Source organism: Pseudoalteromonas sp. NZS11, from assembly GCF_015864765.1.
Lineage (GTDB): Bacteria > Pseudomonadota > Gammaproteobacteria > Enterobacterales > Alteromonadaceae > Pseudoalteromonas > Pseudoalteromonas arctica.
The window spans coordinates 190,873-206,952 of record NZ_JADYWP010000006.1; the positions used below are offsets into that span (position 1 = coordinate 190,873).

Below are 16,080 nucleotides of genomic sequence, written 5' to 3' on the forward strand. Positions count from 1 at the left end.
GTTCGCAGGCTTTTAATGTCAAAACAAACATTACAATTACACAGCACCATTTTATCTATACACAGTTTAGATGTAGATGCCGACATACCTGCGGCACTTTTAAAGCAATCTTTGTTTTTTATTTCTAAAACCCATGATGAACTTTCAATTGTATGCCCAAGCGATTTTGAAGTAAAAAGCCTGGATACCGAACCCGACTGGCAAGCTTTAGAGGTTGTAGGTCCACTTGGCTTTTCGTTAACCGGAATTATGGCTAATATTTCAGGGGTATTAGCGCGCGCTAAAATTTCTATCTTTTCAATCTCAACCTACGATACTGATTATATTCTCATAAAAAAACACACTGCAGAAAATGCTATTTCCGCTTTAAAAAAAGAGGGTTATAACGTGGTGGTAAATTAACTTATGAAAGCTCAAAAAATTGACTATTTAGCTCAAAATAAAACGCCTCTTAATGCAATAAATATTACCAGCCCATTTACAGGTAAAGTAATTGAACTGAAAGAGCACCCAGAACCTTTTTTTCGTTTTGGCACTCTGGGCCCTGGTATTATGGTGCAACTAACAAGTCATAAAATTTTAGCACCGTTTGATGGAACTTTATTACAAGTAAAAAATGCAGGTACTGAGTTTATTCTACAAGCTAATAATGGTCTAAAAGTCTTGATTAACTTAACTATTTTTGATTCGCAATCAATTACGCATACCCATATTGCGCAACTCAATGGTAGCAAAATATGCAAAGGTCAACGCCTTGCTTATTTTGATTTACGAGAACTTGATACTCCAATGCTTGCTAGTTTAATTTTACTAAACGGCCATAACCTTGGCACATTTCATTACTCGCATTCGCATGTAAATGCGGGTGAAGACACACTATTAACTATTATTAAGAAGAACTAGATTTATGATCACTCTATACGGCATTAGCAACTGCGATACGATAAAAAAAGCTAAAAAACATTTAACTGATAACAACATCGAATTTACGTTTCATGACTACCGCAAAGATGGCGTAAATGAGCAAATGGTGAGTGAATTTGCAGACAAGCTCGATTGGGAACAACTCGTTAATAAACGTGGAACAACGTATCGCGCATTAACTGATGAGCAAAAACAAAGCCTAACTAAAGAAAGTGCTATCCCATTGTTGGTTGAACAACCTGCCATGATCAAACGTCCAGTACTGGTAAACAATGGCAGTTACCATTTAGGTTTTAAGGCAGCCCAATACGACGAGATTTTTAAATAATGACTAATGACGTAATTAAACTCGCCCAAGCGCTAATCCAACGTGAATCGGTAACGCCCGAAGATGCCGGCTGCCAACAAATGATGAACGATCGCCTTGCTGCGGTTGGTTTTAATATAGAATCATTATTTTTTACCGACACACTTAATACTTGGGCTCGAAAAGGCACACAATCGCCGCATTTTTGTTTTGCTGGTCACACCGACGTTGTACCAACAGGCCCTGAAAAAAATTGGCAACACCTGCCGTTTTCAGGATTAATAAAAGATGGCCTACTGCACGGGCGTGGCGCTGCCGATATGAAAGGCTCATTAGCCGCAATGCTTGTAGCAACCGAACGTTTTGTTACTAAACATCCAGATCATAAAGGCTCGATTTCTTTTTTAATCACTTCTGACGAAGAAGGACCGTTTGTAAACGGGACTACTCGCGTAATTGATACGCTAGAGGCACGCGGTGAAAAAATTGATATGTGTCTTGTAGGCGAGCCCTCATCACGCGATGTACTCGGTGATGTGGTTAAAAATGGTCGCAGAGGTTCACTTACCGCTTTTTTAACCGTTAAGGGTATACAAGGTCATGTGGCCTACCCGCATTTAGCAAAAAACCCAATTCACTTAGCGACGCCAGCACTTACTGAACTTAGCCAAACGGTGTGGGATAACGGAAATGAGTACTTCCCTGCTACCAGCTTTCAAATTTCTAATATTAATGGTGGCACGGGGGCGGGTAATGTTATTCCGGGTGAGCTCGAAGTACAGTTTAACTTTAGATTTAGCACGCAAGTAACGTATGAGCAATTACAGCAACGTGTAAATGACATTCTACAAAAGCATGACTTAAATTATGAATTAAGCTGGATAGTAAATGGCTTACCTTTTATTACCGAGCACGGCCCGCTTGTTGATGCCACAGTTAAAGCGATTAAATCAGTAACCGGTTTAACCACGAATCTAGAAACCACGGGTGGTACATCTGACGGTCGCTTTATTGCTCAAACTGGCGCTAAAGTAATTGAACTTGGTCCACGTAACGCCACTATTCATAAAGTGGATGAATGCGTAAGTACCGATGATTTAATTGCCCTTACCGACATTTACGAGCAAATATTAGAGCAACTTTTAACATAATGGATGTCACTCAACCCACATCAGTACAGTGTATTACAGGTCAAAGTGATACACATTTAACTGATATACAAAATCATCGCTTGCACAGCGCTATTATTAGCGATTTTTTATCGCTGCAAAGTGCAGCACAAAAAGCGGGATTTGAGCTTACTATTGCCTCAAGTTTTCGCGACTTTAATCGTCAATCAATTATTTGGAATAATAAGTTTTTAGGTATTCGATCTGTTTTTAATAAACAACAAAAGGTTGTAGATTTAACTAAATTAAATGATGTAGATAAATGCATAGCAATAATGCTCTTCTCTGCACTACCTGGGGCAAGCAGGCACCATTTAGGCACCGATTTAGACGTGTTTGATAAAGCTGCAGTAAGTGATGATTATAAACTACAGCTAACACCTGATGAATACCTGCAAGGTGGGCCGTTTGCGCCTTTAAGTAATTGGCTTGATACTCACTTGGTTAAATTTGGTTTTTATCGCCCTTACCAACATGATTTAGGCGGCGTCGCACCTGAGCTTTGGCATATAAGCCATATCAAGCAATCACAATTGTTAGTGAATACGCTTAGCGAGCAAGTACTTTTTGAATGCATAAAAAATAGTGAACTACAGGGTAAGCAGGCAATACTTGATAACTTACCTGCTATTTATAAACGCTTTGTAACAAACGTGAGTCCACCATAAAAGAAGGTTAACTTAAATAATATTAAGCCTTCTTTTTATTTAAAATAAATACCAGCACAGCGCCTAATATTAAGGAGCTTGCAACTATAAACTCCATTGTTACCTGCTCTGATAAAAACAAGACCCCGGCAATGGCTGCAAGTACCGGCACACAAAGCTGCACAACAGCCGCCTGGGTGCTTTTAAGCAGCGGCATTGCCACATACCAAACACTGTAACCAATTCCAGAAGCTATCGCACCCGAGGCACACGCAAGCAAAACCCCTTCAATACTCATATTTTTTAAATAACTCATACCAACAAGTAATAAAATAGGGATAGCCACTAAGCTTCTTATAAAGTTAAACCCCGTAGTACGCAGTGGCGATACGCACACTTTACCGCGAATACTGTAAATACCCCATGCCACACCACTGAGTGCCATAAGTGATGCACCTAATAATGAAGGTACAGCAGCAGATGGCAGCATTAAATATACAAACCCACCTAGCGCCACTATAAACGCGCACCACTGAAGCACACTCAACTGCTCTTTTTGATATATACCCCAGCCAATCATAGTGAGTTGCACGGCTGAAAACAAAATCAGTGCACCGGTGCCTGTATCTAGCTCTACGTATGCAATCGAAAAACAAAGTGCATAAACTAATAGGCTTATACTGCTTCGCCAGCTTCCTTTATCGCTTAAAATAGCGGGGTTAAAAGTGCCTTTTCGTTTTAAATTATGAGTATAAATAGCCATTATAATGCCCAAACACGCAGCACCACTGAGTAAGCGAATAACTGTAAAGTTCCAAGCATCTATATAGCCTTCGGCTAAAGCCATTCTGCAAAAAAGAGAGTTTGCAGCAAACGCAATTAAAGCAATGATTGTGTACAACGTAGCTTTCAAAAAAAATTCCTTAGCAATAAAAACGAATTACAGCGTTATTTCAATTAATCAACTAATTAACCTACTAAGCTCAAAATATTGTCATAAGCGCCTATAAAACCGCTTACTGAGCAGCACATTTAAACAAGATTGGTATAACTGTGCAAAGAGAGTATTTAGTTTTAATAAATTAGATCATTTATACTCAAATCTTAGCCGCATTTGCAAAATACGGTGTCTACAACACAAGATATCCTTTTAGTATTTTTCGTATACGACTTAGTGAATAGCAATTACTTCATTTAAAAAATTCATTTATCGTTACGCTTTAGAGATCATTGTATTCAATAAGACCAATAAAGTACCTTAAGCATTTCAATATTGTTACCCAACAAGAAAATTCACACTTTGTTCACCAATGTCATTTTATATTTCTTTATTAGCAGGCAGTTTTATTCTACGATTTTTTACAATATTTCACACATTTAGCTAAAAATAATATGTTAATGTATACAGGTGAATTGAGAGGAGTGCGCAGTGCGCCTAAGTATAATTTTAAGCTTTTGTTGTATTTTAAGTGGGTGTAGCACAATGGGCTTTAATGACCTATTTAATGACTATGCCACGCAAATGACACCAATAAGAAATGCGATCGAGAAAAACAATATCGAAGAAGCGCAATCCCTTATTGCCAATAATAGCACCATGCACAGCAGCTACTTACTCAACCAACTTGAGCAAGCTCGCTTAAACGACTTTGCCAATAAGCCACAAGAGGCACAAAGTAAATTTGAGAACGTGTATACGCAAATGCAAAAAAAACGTGAAGCCGCCAAAATACAAGTAAGTGCGGGGCTTGAGCAAAGCAATGCGTTATTTACTAACGACTCAGCCATAACTTATGTGCCACCGGCTTACGAAATGAGTATGCTTCATAGTTATAAAGCACTTAACTACGTGTATAAAAATGATGTAGAAGGCGCTTTGGTCGAAATTCGCCGCGCTAATAAAGTACAAGTTGATGCACTAAGCGAAAATAAAACAGATGGCGACTCAACAGTTAAGGAAGCGCAGCAGCACTACCCTAGCATGGGCAATGTGACCAGAGACGTGAAAAATGGCTTTCAAAATGCCTACACATTTTATTTATCTGCTTTGCTTTACCAAAGTGCTAAACAGTATGACGATGCTTATATTGATTATAAAAAAGCACTGGCTATACAACCTAACAATATTTATTTACAGCAGGACGTAATGCGCCTTGCTAAAAAACAAGGGTTTGACCAAGACCTAAGCGAATTTAAAAAACGTTTTAGTGATGCACCCACTATTTCTGCAACACAAGGCGAAGTAATTGTTTTATTTGAACAAGGCTTAGTACCAAAACAAGATGAATTTAAACTGCGCTTACCAATTTATTCATCACGCGGCGATGCACGCTTTTACAGCCTTGCAATGCCAGTATATAAAGATAATGCCTATGTGCGCCGCCTTAATAATATAAACTTAGATGCACAAAGCTTAGAGCTGAGCCCATTAGTACACATTGAAGCACTTGCAGCAAAAACATTAGAAGATCAAATACCTGCAAAAGTAGCTCGCCAAGTGCTTAGATTAGTAGCTAAAGAAAAAGTCCGCGCAGAGCTTGCTCGCAGTGCCGGTGATGTAGGTAACATACTTGCTAATATTTATAATTTGGCGTCTGAGCAAGCTGATACACGTAGCTGGCTTACACTTCCAAATCAAATAAGTGTTGCAAGGCAAAGCCTAAATACAGGTGAGCATTCTTTGCATATAGGCACACAAGCACCTATAAATTTTACCGTTAGTAAGCAAGGGTTAACGTTAATTTACTTAACCTCCGTTAATAACTACTTTAATTACCACGTAGTTCAACTATAGGGCCTATTGACCTTTCGAGGTTAAATTTACAGCAGTATGTTTGGTTTTTAGGCAAGGCAGAGCCTATGTAATGTGGTTGTTCCCCATAAATAGGTGATAACGCAGCATAAATGCCAAACATGCGCTGCCCTTTGGGTTCGTCCTAGGGGCGATTGACTCTTTGTTGCTCGGTTTTTACTTAGTCCACTAGGTTACAAACCTCGCGCCTCGATTAAATCGCCACTAGATAAAATAAATTTTAATCCACAAAGGTCAATAGGCCCAGGAGCCATCATGAAATACATAGCGCCATTATTAGCAGTCTTAATGCTCAGTGCATGTTCCAGCAAACCGGTTACATCGGGTATTTCTGTTGAACAAAATAAAAATCAGTTTAATGAGCAATTACGTGTAGATAACCCAGAGCTCGGTAAAAAGCTGGCCATTACTGATGTTAAAACACGTCAAACCAACCAGTTGACCGATGTAGTAGTGACACTTTCGAGCCAGTATAAAAAATCACAGTATTTGCAGTATCAATTTAATTGGTTTGATAAAGACGGCTTTGTTATTAAAGGCAATCATTCACCTTGGCAAGCACTCACCTTATTTGGTTTTGCAAAAACACAATTACCGGGCTTAGCACCTAGCTCTGATGCGGTTACCTTTTCTTTAGCAGTAAGAGAAGTGTCTACCGAATCACAAGAATTTAAAGATTAAAGGAAACAACCATGATCACCAGTAACAAATTTAAAACAGCATCAACTTACGCTTTAGTTGGCTTGAGCGCTTTAGTATTAAGTGGCTGTGCTAATAAAGCCGTAGTAAGTTATGGCGATGCACAAGCAGTAGAAACAACAGATATTAATTTTGGTTCTACCGACTTACAAAAAGTAGCGAGCCAAATGACCGACTCATTACTCAGCTCACCTGTTGTTGGCACAATGACCGCTAATAAACGCCCTGTAGTATTTGTTGAGCGTATTAAAAATAAAACCAGCGAGCACATTGATACAGAATCAATCACCGATTCAATCTCAACACAAATGCTACGCAGCGGTAAGTTCCGTTTTGTAGATATGACCCGTGTTGAGTCAGTACGTGAGCAATTAACGTTTCAAAATGAAGATGCTCTTGTTAACCCTGCAACAGCCGTTGCATTTGGTAAACAAATTGGTGCGCAATATATGTTATATGGAAACTTATCAAGTATTGTTAAATCAAATGCCGACAAATCAGACGTATACTACAAATTTACAATGCGTTTAATGGATATGGAAAGCGGCCTAGTTGAGTGGGCAGACGAAACTGAAATTCGTAAAACTAAAGAAAAATCAACCTTTGGCTGGTAGCCAATACCAATCTGCTTATATATGGGGTCTATTTAACGTTAAGAAAATTACGCTAGTACTAGGCAAAAATTTTTGTATTTAGTTGTTCTAAATAAAAAATTTTTAACGACGTTATAGCGCAATTTAATTCGTTAAATTGATCAAAGATTTATGCAGGTTGATATAAAAGGAGCAAGTTATGAAAGCAATTACTGTAATTATGTGCGCTTTACTTACAATAAGCGCGCCTACGTTTGCTAAATACGAGCGCAATAAAGCAGTCCCTGTGCAGCAAGTTTTATTTGGTGACGTAAAATCGGTACGCAATATTACCGAACAAGAAATCATTCAAGACAAAAACAACGGCTGGAAAACCTTCGGCGGTGCATTACTCGGTGGCGTAGTAGGCAACCAGTTTGGTGGTGGTAGCGGCCGCACAGTAGCAACAATATTAGGTTCGGTAATTGGCGGCAGTGTTGCACATAATAGGCAGCAGCAAAGTCATTATCAGCAAAATCACTTTGTAGAGTTATTAATACAAGTTGAAAATGGCGACCAGTTTATGGTTGTTCAAGATCAGGACCAATCAATGCGTTTTAGCAAAGGCGATAACGTAAGATTAGTGTACTTGAACGACAACACAGTGCGTGTAGATAAAGCGTACTAGGACGTGCTGAACTTTGGTGGTTGAATTTGCAGCAGAATGTTTGGTATTTAGACAAGCCAGAGCCTATGAACTGTGGTTGTTCCCTATAAATAGGCGATAACGCAGCATAAATGCCAAACATGCGCTGCCCGAAGGATTCTGCCTAGCGGCAATTAACTCTTTGTTGCCTACATGGATGTAGGTAAGGGGCGTGAGCAGGACGCGGAAGCTTTGCTCGGTTTTTACTTAGCCCACTAGGTTACAAATCTCGCGTCGCGATTTAATCGCCCCTAGATTGAACAAATTTCAATCCACAAAGATCTACACGCCCTGTTAATATATTCATGACTAAAGTAAAAAACGAGCCAAATTTGGCTCGTTTTTTTATTATTTTTTAATAACTATACTTGGCGATAGTCTTTAAAAAACCGCTTCATTTTTAACATCGCATCCGATAAATCATCTTTGCTTGGTAAAAAGACCAACCTAAAATGATCAGGATCTGGCCAATTAAACGCCCTGCCATGTACAAGTAATATTTTTTCGGCTTTTAGCAAATCGTACATCATCTTTTCATCATCTTTGACGTTAAAAAGTGCTGTATCTACTTTGGCAAACGCATAGAGTGCGCCTTTAGGTTTTTTACAACTAATGCCTTCAATATCATTTAATCCGCGCCATGCAATATCACGCTGCTCATACAAGCGACCACCCGGGTTTATTAGACTATCAATTGATTGCACGCCGCCCAAAGCCTGTTGAATCGCATACTGTGCAGGTACATTTGCGCACAAACGCATAGATGAAAGTATTTCTAGGCCTTTGCGTAAATCATCCATTACCGAGGTACGACCGCTTAGAACCATCCACCCCATTCTCAGCCCCGCTGCACGGTAGGTTTTAGCTAAACCATTAAAAGTAATAATAGGCACATCGTCGCAAAGTGAGCCGATTGAAGTATGCGTTATACCATCGTATAAAATCTTTTCGTAAATTTCATCGCTCAATAACAGCAGTTTATGTTCACGCGCTATATCAATTAATTGCATTAACAAATCATCACTGTAAACCGCACCAGTAGGATTATTAGGATTAATTAATACCAGAGCTTTAGTTTTAGACGTGATTTTACTTTTTATATCGGCAATATCCGGAAACCAATCTTGCTCTTCATCACATAAATAATGTACCGGATTACCACCCGATAACGTGACCGAAGCAGTCCAAAGTGGATAATCTGGAGCAGGAATAAGCACTTCGTCACCATTATTTAATAGCGCTTGGGTGATCATCTGAATAAGTTCGCTTACGCCATTACCAATATAAATGTTATCTACATCTAAATTATGTAATCCACGTTGTTGGTAATGCTGATAAATAGCCACACGGGCTGAATAGAGGCCTTTAGAGTCACAGTAACCTTGGGCTGAATATAAGTTGCGGATAATATCGCGGTGCATATCTTCTGGCATATCAAAACCAAAAGCAGCCGGATTACCTATATTCAATTTTAATACTTTTTGACCTTCGTCTTCCATTTTTTTAGCTTGCGCTAAAACCGGCCCACGAATGTCATAACATACACCTTCTAATTTGTGACTCTTTTTAATATCAGACATTTTTACCTCGACTAGTGAGTCTTTAGACTAACCTAGTAAAGGCGTAAAATGCCAGCCTATTTAAACGCTTAATACTGAAATAAATTCACGTTTCAGTTTCAATAATTAACGAGATGCTAACCATTCATTTAGCTTAGCTTGAGAGCCTGTTACTTGAGCCATTAAGCTATTAGATGCGTCGATGGCTTCAGCTAAGTTATCTAGGTTTAAATTTTGTTCAATAACGCGAGATACTTCAGCAAGGCTTGAAGCACCAAACTGCGCAGCGTTAGATTTTAAGCTATGAGAATGACGAATCGCCGCTTCTCTGTCTTTTCCAATGGTTGCTAAAACTTCAGAGCCTAAACGCTCAAACTCCGAGCAGCAAAAATCAAGTGTATCAGCAAACTGCTCACCCAATAACGATTCCATACTCTCTAATGCTGATGTATCAATATTTATTTCTGTCATATTTTAAGCCCTTAAAACAATCCATGTAAATTACAGTTTAATAGTACTACTTTATATTGATGCGTAAAAAAAACCAACTTAATTACCTTATAAATGTATAATTGTGAGGATCATACTGGCAACAAAAAGTTTATTAAATGGCACGCACACTTTGTAATCATTGTAACTTTGCACTTAACACCTGTATTTGCAGCGCAATTACAAATATAAACAACAAAGTTAAGGTTATTATTCTACAGCACCCAAGCGAAGAAAAAATAGCAAAAAATACCGCTAAACTACTCAATTTGTGTCTAACTGATTGCCAAATAGTCAAAGGCGAAAATAATGACGACTTTTCTATTCTTAAATCACTGCCAGTAAGCTCAACTGTTTTGCTCTACCCTAACGAACACGCTGTAAATTTAGACGATAGCGCTGAGCAATCTAATATAAAAAACATCACCCATTTAATCGTGGTTGATGGTACATGGAAAAAAGCCTACAAAATTTTGCAGCTCACCACATTGCTAAATCAATTCAAAACGGTCAGTTTTAAACAGTTACCTAAAAATCGTTATGCTATTCGTAAAGCCCCTAGGGCCGACAGCCTATCCACACTTGAAGCCGTAGCGCATAGTTTGTTTTTAATAGAGCAGTTAAATCCTGCACCACTTTATAATGTGCTTGATGAATTAATACAAAAACAAACCCATCACATGCCCGAGCACGTAAAAGCACGTTACTTAGATTAAATTCGTTACTATATGAAACTTGCAATGCGTAACTACCCTAACAGGCTAAAACGTGGCTTTACTCGCCAAGGCCCCGACTATCGCTTTGACGACCAAGTCGACTTTAGCGATATAAGAGATACCTTTGGCTTTAGGTCAATGGTCGTCGGTAAATGGGTAACTAAAGAAGAGCGCTACATTAGCGCTAATTTAATTTACGATGCACTGGCCGACCTTGCACAAATACTGCATTTACCGCCCAAAGCTATTGGTCTTCGTGGCAAACTTAATTTTGCATTTGGTCATGGTGGTCAAAAAGGTGTACAAGCGCATTATAATGCAGCCTCTCAAACGCTTGCCCTTGCAAAAAATGCAGGCGGTGGTGCACTTGCTCACGAATGGTTTCATGCGTTTGACCATCATATAAGCGAGCATTTATTTGCAGCAAAACCACGATTTGGTTTTGCCTCAAAATTATGGCTTTCAAACACGCCTAATTTATCGCATCCACTTAATAATGCTTTGAACAGTTTTTATAAAAATGTATTTTTAGATGAGCACAGCGTTGATGCTAATAACTTTGTACAAACATGCATAGAACACGATAAAGCTCACAATATGAATTATATGAGTATGCCAGAGGAGCTTGCCGCACGTTGTTTTGAAGCCTGTATTGAGCAGCATTCAAATATAAAAAATAGTTTTTTAGTGGGAGGCTTAAAAAGCAGTAATTTAATATACCCAAATGTTGAGCATATTAATAAAGCAAATGAAGCGCTTAACCAGTATTTTGAATTACTGGGCTATGCGCTTCATAAAATAGACGAGTAATGTCTATATTTGGTGATTACTTATCGTCACTAATACGACTTGCTACTGCACTGTTTTGATCTTTATATTTTGCATCTTTACGGATGTTGTATGGGTTTTCACACGGGCCCGATAGCATTTCAAAGCTCATAGCCCCAATTTTCATCAGTGGGCGAAGCGCCAGTGGTAATTTACCTGAGTTGTAAAACTCTAAAACAATATTACCGCTCCAGCCTGGGTCGATTCGGTGCGCAGTTACATGCACCATTAAACCTAAACGTGCTAGCGATGAGCGCCCATCTAACCACCCTACTATGTCTGCTGGCAGAGTTACTTTTTCGTGTGTTATAGCAAGTGCAAGTTCACCTGGGTGTAAAAAGAATGCTTCACCTTCATCAAGCACTATTTCTTCACTCATGATTGATTCCATGGCTTTATTTAACTGATCTTTTGGACCACTTAAATCCACGTATGCTGCATTATGCGCATTAAAAGTTCTAAATTTATTACCTAATCGCAAATCGGCAGTTACGCCTGAAATCATGTCACTTGTTGGCGCAGGCTCAATAACAATGCGACCATCGCTTAGGTATTCATTAATATGTGTGTCTGAAAGTCTCATTATTTATTAATCTTCTGTAATCACAATTTCAATTGCATTGTGATGCTGTTGATAATAGAGCGTGCTGGCTATAAGCCTCGCTGCTGCGCTGTATGTTTTGCTTATCGCCGCGTCGTTATCGTTGGCAATAAGTTTTCCTTGCTCAGAATACTCACGTATATCGATTGCAAGAGGAATATGGCTAAGTACGGGCACGCCGTGCTTGTGCGCCAGTTTTTGTGCACCGTCTTTACCAAATACGTGGTTAGCTTCACCGCAGTGGCTGCAAATGTAATAACTCATGTTTTCAATTAAGCCCAGTACTGGCACGTTTACTTTATTAAACATAGCAATGCCTTTTTGCGCATCGGCTAGAGCTAAGTCTTGCGGCGTAGTGACAATAACAGTGCCGCTCGCGGGTACTTTTTGGCTCATTGTTAGTTGAATATCACCGGTGCCCGGTGGCATATCCACAATTAAGTAATCAAGCTCACCCCAATCAGTCTCGTTAAGCAATTGGCTAAGTGCGCCTGACGCCATTGGTCCGCGCCATACAGTGGCGTCATCGCTTGGGACTAAAAAGCCAATTGACTGCGCTTTAATGCCGTTTGCATCAAAAGGCTGTAGCTGTTTATTATCTTTAGTGACGGGCTCTGCGCCTACCAAGCCTAAAAGCATTGGAATAGATGGGCCATAAATATCAGCGTCTAAAATACCGACCTTTGCGCCCTCATTTTTAAGCGCGCCCGCCAAGTTAACGGCAGTAGTCGACTTACCTACTCCGCCTTTGCCTGAGGCAATAAGCACAATATGTTTAATCGCCTTAAACTTAGCTGCCTCTTTAATGATAACCTTGGCGCTAATTGTTACAGGCACTTTCAAGCTTTCACTTACGTGTTGCTCAACTAAAGGCATTTCTGATTGCCCAGCAAATGGCAGGGTTAATTTAATGTGTAGTGATTTATCGTCATTTTGAGTAATAGTATCAATGAAGCTTTCGTCAATACCGACGGCAAAAGCCGCACTACGATATGCCGCTAAGGCAGTAATTATCGGTTGTTTTTGCACCGATTTAGAAGAGAATAGTTTCGACAGTCCAAACATAGCAATTAAATAGCGTTTCTTTGATGAAAAGTGCCACGGAATTATGTAACATTCAGGGCATTAACACCAGTCAATTAATAAAAATCCATAAGCTGTGCGCACTCTAAGCAGATAGCTTGTAGATAAATTAATGATAATTGCCGTTTGTATAATAAAAACGGCGTTTTATCCTCAATTCGGAATGATTATGACGCAGCGAAAGATCCTGATTACCAGCGCATTACCTTATGCAAATGGCCCTACTCACTTAGGTCATTTATTGGAATATATTCAAACTGATATTTGGTCACGTTTTCAAAAACTACAGGGCCACGAAGCTTATTATGTTTGCGCAGACGATGCCCACGGCACACCAATTATGCTTAATGCGCAAAAGCAAGGGATCACGCCTGAAGAAATGGTAAAACAAGTGAGCATAGAGCGCCAACGCGACTTCGCTGACTTTAATATCAAATTTGATAACTACCACAGCACGCACAGCCAAGAAAACAAAGAATTAAGCGAACTTATTTATAACCGCCTAAACGATGCCGGTCATATTAAAAAGCACACTATTTCGCAATTATTCGATCCAGAAAAAGGTATTTTCTTACCCGATCGTTTTGTAACAGGTACTTGCCCAACGTGTAAGTCTGAAAACCAAAACGGCGATAGTTGTGATTCGTGTGGTGCTACATACAGCCCTACCGAACTCATTAATCCGCGTTCTGTAATGTCAGGTGCAGAGCCTGTACTTAAAGATTCTGAACATTACTTTTTTGACCTGCCAGCATTTGAAGGCATGCTAAAAGAGTGGTTACACTCGGGCACTATTCAACAAGAAATGGCTAACAAGCTAGACGAATGGTTTACCGATGGCCTGCAGCAGTGGGATATTAGCCGTGATGCGCCTTACTTTGGTTTTGAAATTCCAAATGCACCGGGCAAATATTTTTACGTTTGGTTAGATGCACCTATTGGTTACATGGCGAGCTTTAAAAACCTATGTGATAAAAAAGGCATCAACTTTGATGAGTTTTGGGCTGAAGGTTCAGACGCTGAGCTTTATCACTTTATTGGTAAAGACATCATTTATTTCCACAGCTTATTTTGGCCAGCAATGTTAGAAGGCGCTAATTTTAGAAAGCCAACTAACGTATTCGCTCATGGTTTTGTTACTGTAAATGGCGAAAAAATGTCTAAATCAAAGGGTACGTTTATTAAAGCGCGTACTTATTTAGATAACTTAAACCCAGAGTACTTACGTTACTACTATGCAGCAAAATTAAGCAGCGGTATTGTTGACCTTGATTTAAACCTAGAAGACTTTGCACAACGCGTAAATTCAGACCTAGTAGGTAAAGTAGTAAACATAGCGAGCCGTTGTGCTGGCTTTATTACTAAAAAGTTTGATGGCAAGCTAAGCAGCACAATTATGCAACCAGAGCTGTTAGCAGAGTTTCAAGCGGCTGCACCTAGCATTACAACACACTACGAAAACCGCGATTACAGCCGTGCAATTCGCGAAATAATGGCGCTTGCCGACAAAGCAAACCAATTTATTGATGGCGCAGCACCTTGGGTATTAATTAAAGACGAAACTAAGCAACAAGAAGCACACGAAGTGTGTTCTCTTGGTCTTAACTTGTTCCGCGTTTTAATTACTTACTTAAAACCAGTGCTACCAGAAATGGCCGACAACGTACAAGCATTTTTAAATGACGACCTTGCATGGGACGGCGTTCAAAATGCACTCGTAAGCCACCCTATCAATAAATTTAAACCGTTAATGCAGCGTGTTGAAATGGATAAAGTAAATAAAATGGTTGAAGAATCTAAAGAAAGCTTAGCGCCAAAAGTAACTATTGACCCTAACAGCCCACTTGCAAAAGAGCCGATTAGCGACGAAATAGAATTTGATGACTTTGCAAAAGTAGACTTACGCGTAGCTAAAATTGCTAAAGCAGAGCACGTAGAAGGCGCTGATAAACTACTTAAGCTAACACTTGATTTAGGCGGCGAAACTCGCCAAGTGTTTGCAGGTATTAAATCAGCTTACGCACCAGAGGATCTTGAAGGTAAGTTAACCGTTATGGTCGCTAACCTTAAGCCTCGTAAAATGCGCTTTGGTATGTCTGAGGGCATGGTATTAGCAGCAGGTCCTGGCGGAAAAGAAATTTATATTCTTAACCCAGATGACGGCTCAGAGCCTGGTATGCGCGTAATGTAATATTACTCATACAATAAAAACCGCTGATACATCAGCGGTTTTTTTATGGGCTTCCCTATTTGCTTTATAAGCATTATTTAAATAATATCAGTGTATTAAAATATTTTTTAGATCAACAACCATGACCAGCAACCTTCATACCCAAAGACTAAATACCAGTGCGCTAATCAAGCAATATAAGTTACTCGCAATCTTACGCTTAAAACAACAAAGCGACGTAGCTCCATTAATTGATTGCTTAGTTAATGCAGGCATAAACGCACTCGAAATCACTTCAAACACGCCTGGCTTTGAGCAAGAAATAGCAAAAGCTCGTGCAGCTCATAAAAACGCACTTATTGGTGCAGGCACAATAATTAACACCACCCTTGCTCAGCAAGCAATTGATGCAGGCGCGCAGTTTATTGTAACGCCAAATACCAACAAATCGGTTGTCGAACTTGCCCACCAGCACGGGTTACCAGTATTAATGGGCGCGCTAACACCTACCGATGTAGCAAATGCAATTGAATATAAGGCAGATATTATTAAGGTATTTCCTGCGGGCAGTATGGGCGTTGGTTACTTTAAAGCATTAACAGGTCCATTTTCAGAAGCACAATTAATACCTGTTGGTGGTGTGAATTTAGATAATTTATCACAATGGTTTGAAGCAGGTGCTTGTGGCGCGGCAGTAAGTGGCGATTTTTGTAAGGTATTAAATACCGAACAAGAGCGTAGCCACCTTACCAAGCTTGTAAAAAACTATATAAGTAAACTGCCTAAATAGGCAGTTTA

Annotated in this window: 18 protein-coding genes; 13 read left to right on the forward strand and 5 right to left on the reverse strand. The window is 39.5% G+C overall.

The genetic code is table 11. From position 1 onward, the window contains the following. Positions 1 to 15: 15 nt before the first annotated feature. The 5 genes from I6E82_RS14210 to I6E82_RS14230 are packed head-to-tail and all read left to right on the forward strand — an operon-like array spanning position 16 to position 3,068. Complete coding sequence (locus I6E82_RS14210) at positions 16 to 402, forward strand: ACT domain-containing protein (RefSeq protein WP_007582563.1); 387 nt, start codon at positions 16 to 18, stop codon at positions 400 to 402. A gap of 3 nt (positions 403 to 405) precedes the next feature. Then, entirely contained in the window at positions 406 to 903 is a 498-nt protein-coding gene (locus tag I6E82_RS14215; RefSeq protein ID WP_007582561.1) for a PTS glucose transporter subunit IIA, read from the forward strand. A gap of 4 nt (positions 904 to 907) precedes the next feature. Next, the gene (locus tag I6E82_RS14220; protein ID WP_024592532.1) at positions 908 to 1,252 is read left to right on the forward strand and encodes an ArsC family reductase; all 345 of its coding nucleotides are present in this window, start codon (positions 908 to 910) and stop codon (positions 1,250 to 1,252) included. Next, positions 1,252 to 2,382 carry a succinyl-diaminopimelate desuccinylase gene (dapE, locus tag I6E82_RS14225; RefSeq protein ID WP_197118146.1) on the forward strand — a complete coding sequence of 377 codons (1,131 nt, stop codon included), beginning with the start codon at positions 1,252 to 1,254 and terminating at the stop codon, positions 2,380 to 2,382. Before I6E82_RS14220 ends, dapE begins: the two co-directional genes overlap by 1 nt. Next, a complete protein-coding gene (locus I6E82_RS14230; RefSeq protein ID WP_197118147.1) occupies positions 2,382 to 3,068 on the forward strand; it encodes a M15 family metallopeptidase in 687 nt (228 codons plus the stop codon). Before dapE ends, I6E82_RS14230 begins: the two co-directional genes overlap by 1 nt. Before the next feature lie 22 nt (positions 3,069 to 3,090). Here I6E82_RS14230 and I6E82_RS14235 read toward each other — a convergent pair whose 3' ends face one another. Further along, positions 3,091 to 3,960, reverse strand: a complete 870-nt coding sequence (locus tag I6E82_RS14235) for a DMT family transporter (protein WP_121955389.1) — start codon at positions 3,958 to 3,960, stop codon at positions 3,091 to 3,093. 516 nt (positions 3,961 to 4,476) lie between these two features. Here I6E82_RS14235 and I6E82_RS14240 point away from each other — a divergent pair. From I6E82_RS14240 to I6E82_RS14255, 4 genes are all read left to right on the forward strand, one after another. Then, positions 4,477 to 5,841: a COG3014 family protein gene (locus I6E82_RS14240; RefSeq protein ID WP_197118148.1), complete on the forward strand. Its 1,365-nt coding sequence runs from the start codon at positions 4,477 to 4,479 to the stop codon at positions 5,839 to 5,841. 273 nt (positions 5,842 to 6,114) lie between these two features. Continuing rightward, a complete protein-coding gene (locus tag I6E82_RS14245) occupies positions 6,115 to 6,540 on the forward strand; it encodes a YcfL family protein (protein ID WP_007582549.1) in 426 nt (141 codons plus the stop codon). A gap of 11 nt (positions 6,541 to 6,551) precedes the next feature. After that, positions 6,552 to 7,172, forward strand: a complete 621-nt coding sequence (gene lpoB / locus I6E82_RS14250) for a penicillin-binding protein activator LpoB (RefSeq protein ID WP_165735115.1) — start codon at positions 6,552 to 6,554, stop codon at positions 7,170 to 7,172. Between the two features lie 178 nt (positions 7,173 to 7,350). Beyond that, positions 7,351 to 7,818: a glycine zipper 2TM domain-containing protein gene (locus I6E82_RS14255; RefSeq protein WP_008134100.1), complete on the forward strand. Its 468-nt coding sequence runs from the start codon at positions 7,351 to 7,353 to the stop codon at positions 7,816 to 7,818. Positions 7,819 to 8,198: 380 nt separating this feature from the next. Here the strand turns inward: I6E82_RS14255 and I6E82_RS14260 are convergent, their stop codons facing one another. After that, positions 8,199 to 9,416: a pyridoxal phosphate-dependent aminotransferase gene (locus I6E82_RS14260; protein WP_010554238.1), complete on the reverse strand. Its 1,218-nt coding sequence runs from the start codon at positions 9,414 to 9,416 to the stop codon at positions 8,199 to 8,201. Between the two features lie 105 nt (positions 9,417 to 9,521). Beyond that, the gene (locus tag I6E82_RS14265) at positions 9,522 to 9,866 is read right to left on the reverse strand and encodes an Hpt domain-containing protein (protein WP_007582543.1); all 345 of its coding nucleotides are present in this window, start codon (positions 9,864 to 9,866) and stop codon (positions 9,522 to 9,524) included. Positions 9,867 to 10,003: 137 nt separating this feature from the next. On the opposite strand from I6E82_RS14265, the gene I6E82_RS14270 reads away from it, so the two are divergent. Beyond that, positions 10,004 to 10,600 carry a tRNA-uridine aminocarboxypropyltransferase gene (locus tag I6E82_RS14270; RefSeq protein WP_007582541.1) on the forward strand — a complete coding sequence of 199 codons (597 nt, stop codon included), beginning with the start codon at positions 10,004 to 10,006 and terminating at the stop codon, positions 10,598 to 10,600. A 24-nt stretch (positions 10,601 to 10,624) separates the two neighbouring features. Beyond that, entirely contained in the window at positions 10,625 to 11,410 is a 786-nt protein-coding gene (locus I6E82_RS14275) for a CLCA_X family protein (protein WP_165721582.1), read from the forward strand. Between the two features lie 16 nt (positions 11,411 to 11,426). Here the strand turns inward: I6E82_RS14275 and dcd are convergent, their stop codons facing one another. Continuing rightward, on the reverse strand, positions 11,427 to 12,011 hold the full coding sequence (gene dcd, locus I6E82_RS14280) for a dCTP deaminase (RefSeq protein WP_007582539.1): 585 nt from the start codon (positions 12,009 to 12,011) through the stop codon (positions 11,427 to 11,429). A gap of 6 nt (positions 12,012 to 12,017) precedes the next feature. Continuing rightward, positions 12,018 to 13,094, reverse strand: a complete 1,077-nt coding sequence (apbC, locus tag I6E82_RS14285) for an iron-sulfur cluster carrier protein ApbC (RefSeq protein ID WP_197101924.1) — start codon at positions 13,092 to 13,094, stop codon at positions 12,018 to 12,020. Between the two features lie 187 nt (positions 13,095 to 13,281). Between apbC and metG the strand changes: the two genes are divergently transcribed. After that, a complete protein-coding gene (gene metG, locus I6E82_RS14290) occupies positions 13,282 to 15,303 on the forward strand; it encodes a methionine--tRNA ligase (RefSeq protein WP_007582537.1) in 2,022 nt (673 codons plus the stop codon). 121 nt (positions 15,304 to 15,424) lie between these two features. Next, the gene (locus I6E82_RS14295) at positions 15,425 to 16,072 is read left to right on the forward strand and encodes a bifunctional 4-hydroxy-2-oxoglutarate aldolase/2-dehydro-3-deoxy-phosphogluconate aldolase (RefSeq protein WP_197118149.1); all 648 of its coding nucleotides are present in this window, start codon (positions 15,425 to 15,427) and stop codon (positions 16,070 to 16,072) included. Positions 16,073 to 16,080 lie beyond the last annotated feature (8 nt).

Bases quoted from the DNA above. Each gene is read 5' to 3' on its own strand.
- I6E82_RS14210 (WP_007582563.1), top strand. From the start codon at position 16: ATGTCAAAACAAACATTACAATTACACAGCACCATTTTATCTATACAC.
- I6E82_RS14215 (WP_007582561.1), top strand. From the start codon at position 406: ATGAAAGCTCAAAAAATTGACTATTTAGCTCAAAATAAAACGCCTCTT.
- I6E82_RS14220 (WP_024592532.1), top strand. From the start codon at position 908: ATGATCACTCTATACGGCATTAGCAACTGCGATACGATAAAAAAAGCT.
- dapE (WP_197118146.1), top strand. From the start codon at position 1,252: ATGACTAATGACGTAATTAAACTCGCCCAAGCGCTAATCCAACGTGAA.
- I6E82_RS14230 (WP_197118147.1), top strand. From the start codon at position 2,382: ATGGATGTCACTCAACCCACATCAGTACAGTGTATTACAGGTCAAAGT.
- I6E82_RS14245 (WP_007582549.1), top strand. From the start codon at position 6,115: ATGAAATACATAGCGCCATTATTAGCAGTCTTAATGCTCAGTGCATGT.
- lpoB (WP_165735115.1), top strand. From the start codon at position 6,552: ATGATCACCAGTAACAAATTTAAAACAGCATCAACTTACGCTTTAGTT.
- I6E82_RS14255 (WP_008134100.1), top strand. From the start codon at position 7,351: ATGAAAGCAATTACTGTAATTATGTGCGCTTTACTTACAATAAGCGCG.
- I6E82_RS14260 (WP_010554238.1), bottom strand. From the start codon at position 9,416: ATGTCTGATATTAAAAAGAGTCACAAATTAGAAGGTGTATGTTATGAC.
- I6E82_RS14265 (WP_007582543.1), bottom strand. From the start codon at position 9,866: ATGACAGAAATAAATATTGATACATCAGCATTAGAGAGTATGGAATCG.
- I6E82_RS14270 (WP_007582541.1), top strand. From the start codon at position 10,004: ATGGCACGCACACTTTGTAATCATTGTAACTTTGCACTTAACACCTGT.
- I6E82_RS14275 (WP_165721582.1), top strand. From the start codon at position 10,625: ATGCGTAACTACCCTAACAGGCTAAAACGTGGCTTTACTCGCCAAGGC.
- dcd (WP_007582539.1), bottom strand. From the start codon at position 12,011: ATGAGACTTTCAGACACACATATTAATGAATACCTAAGCGATGGTCGC.
- apbC (WP_197101924.1), bottom strand. From the start codon at position 13,094: ATGTTTGGACTGTCGAAACTATTCTCTTCTAAATCGGTGCAAAAACAA.
- metG (WP_007582537.1), top strand. From the start codon at position 13,282: ATGACGCAGCGAAAGATCCTGATTACCAGCGCATTACCTTATGCAAAT.
- I6E82_RS14295 (WP_197118149.1), top strand. From the start codon at position 15,425: ATGACCAGCAACCTTCATACCCAAAGACTAAATACCAGTGCGCTAATC.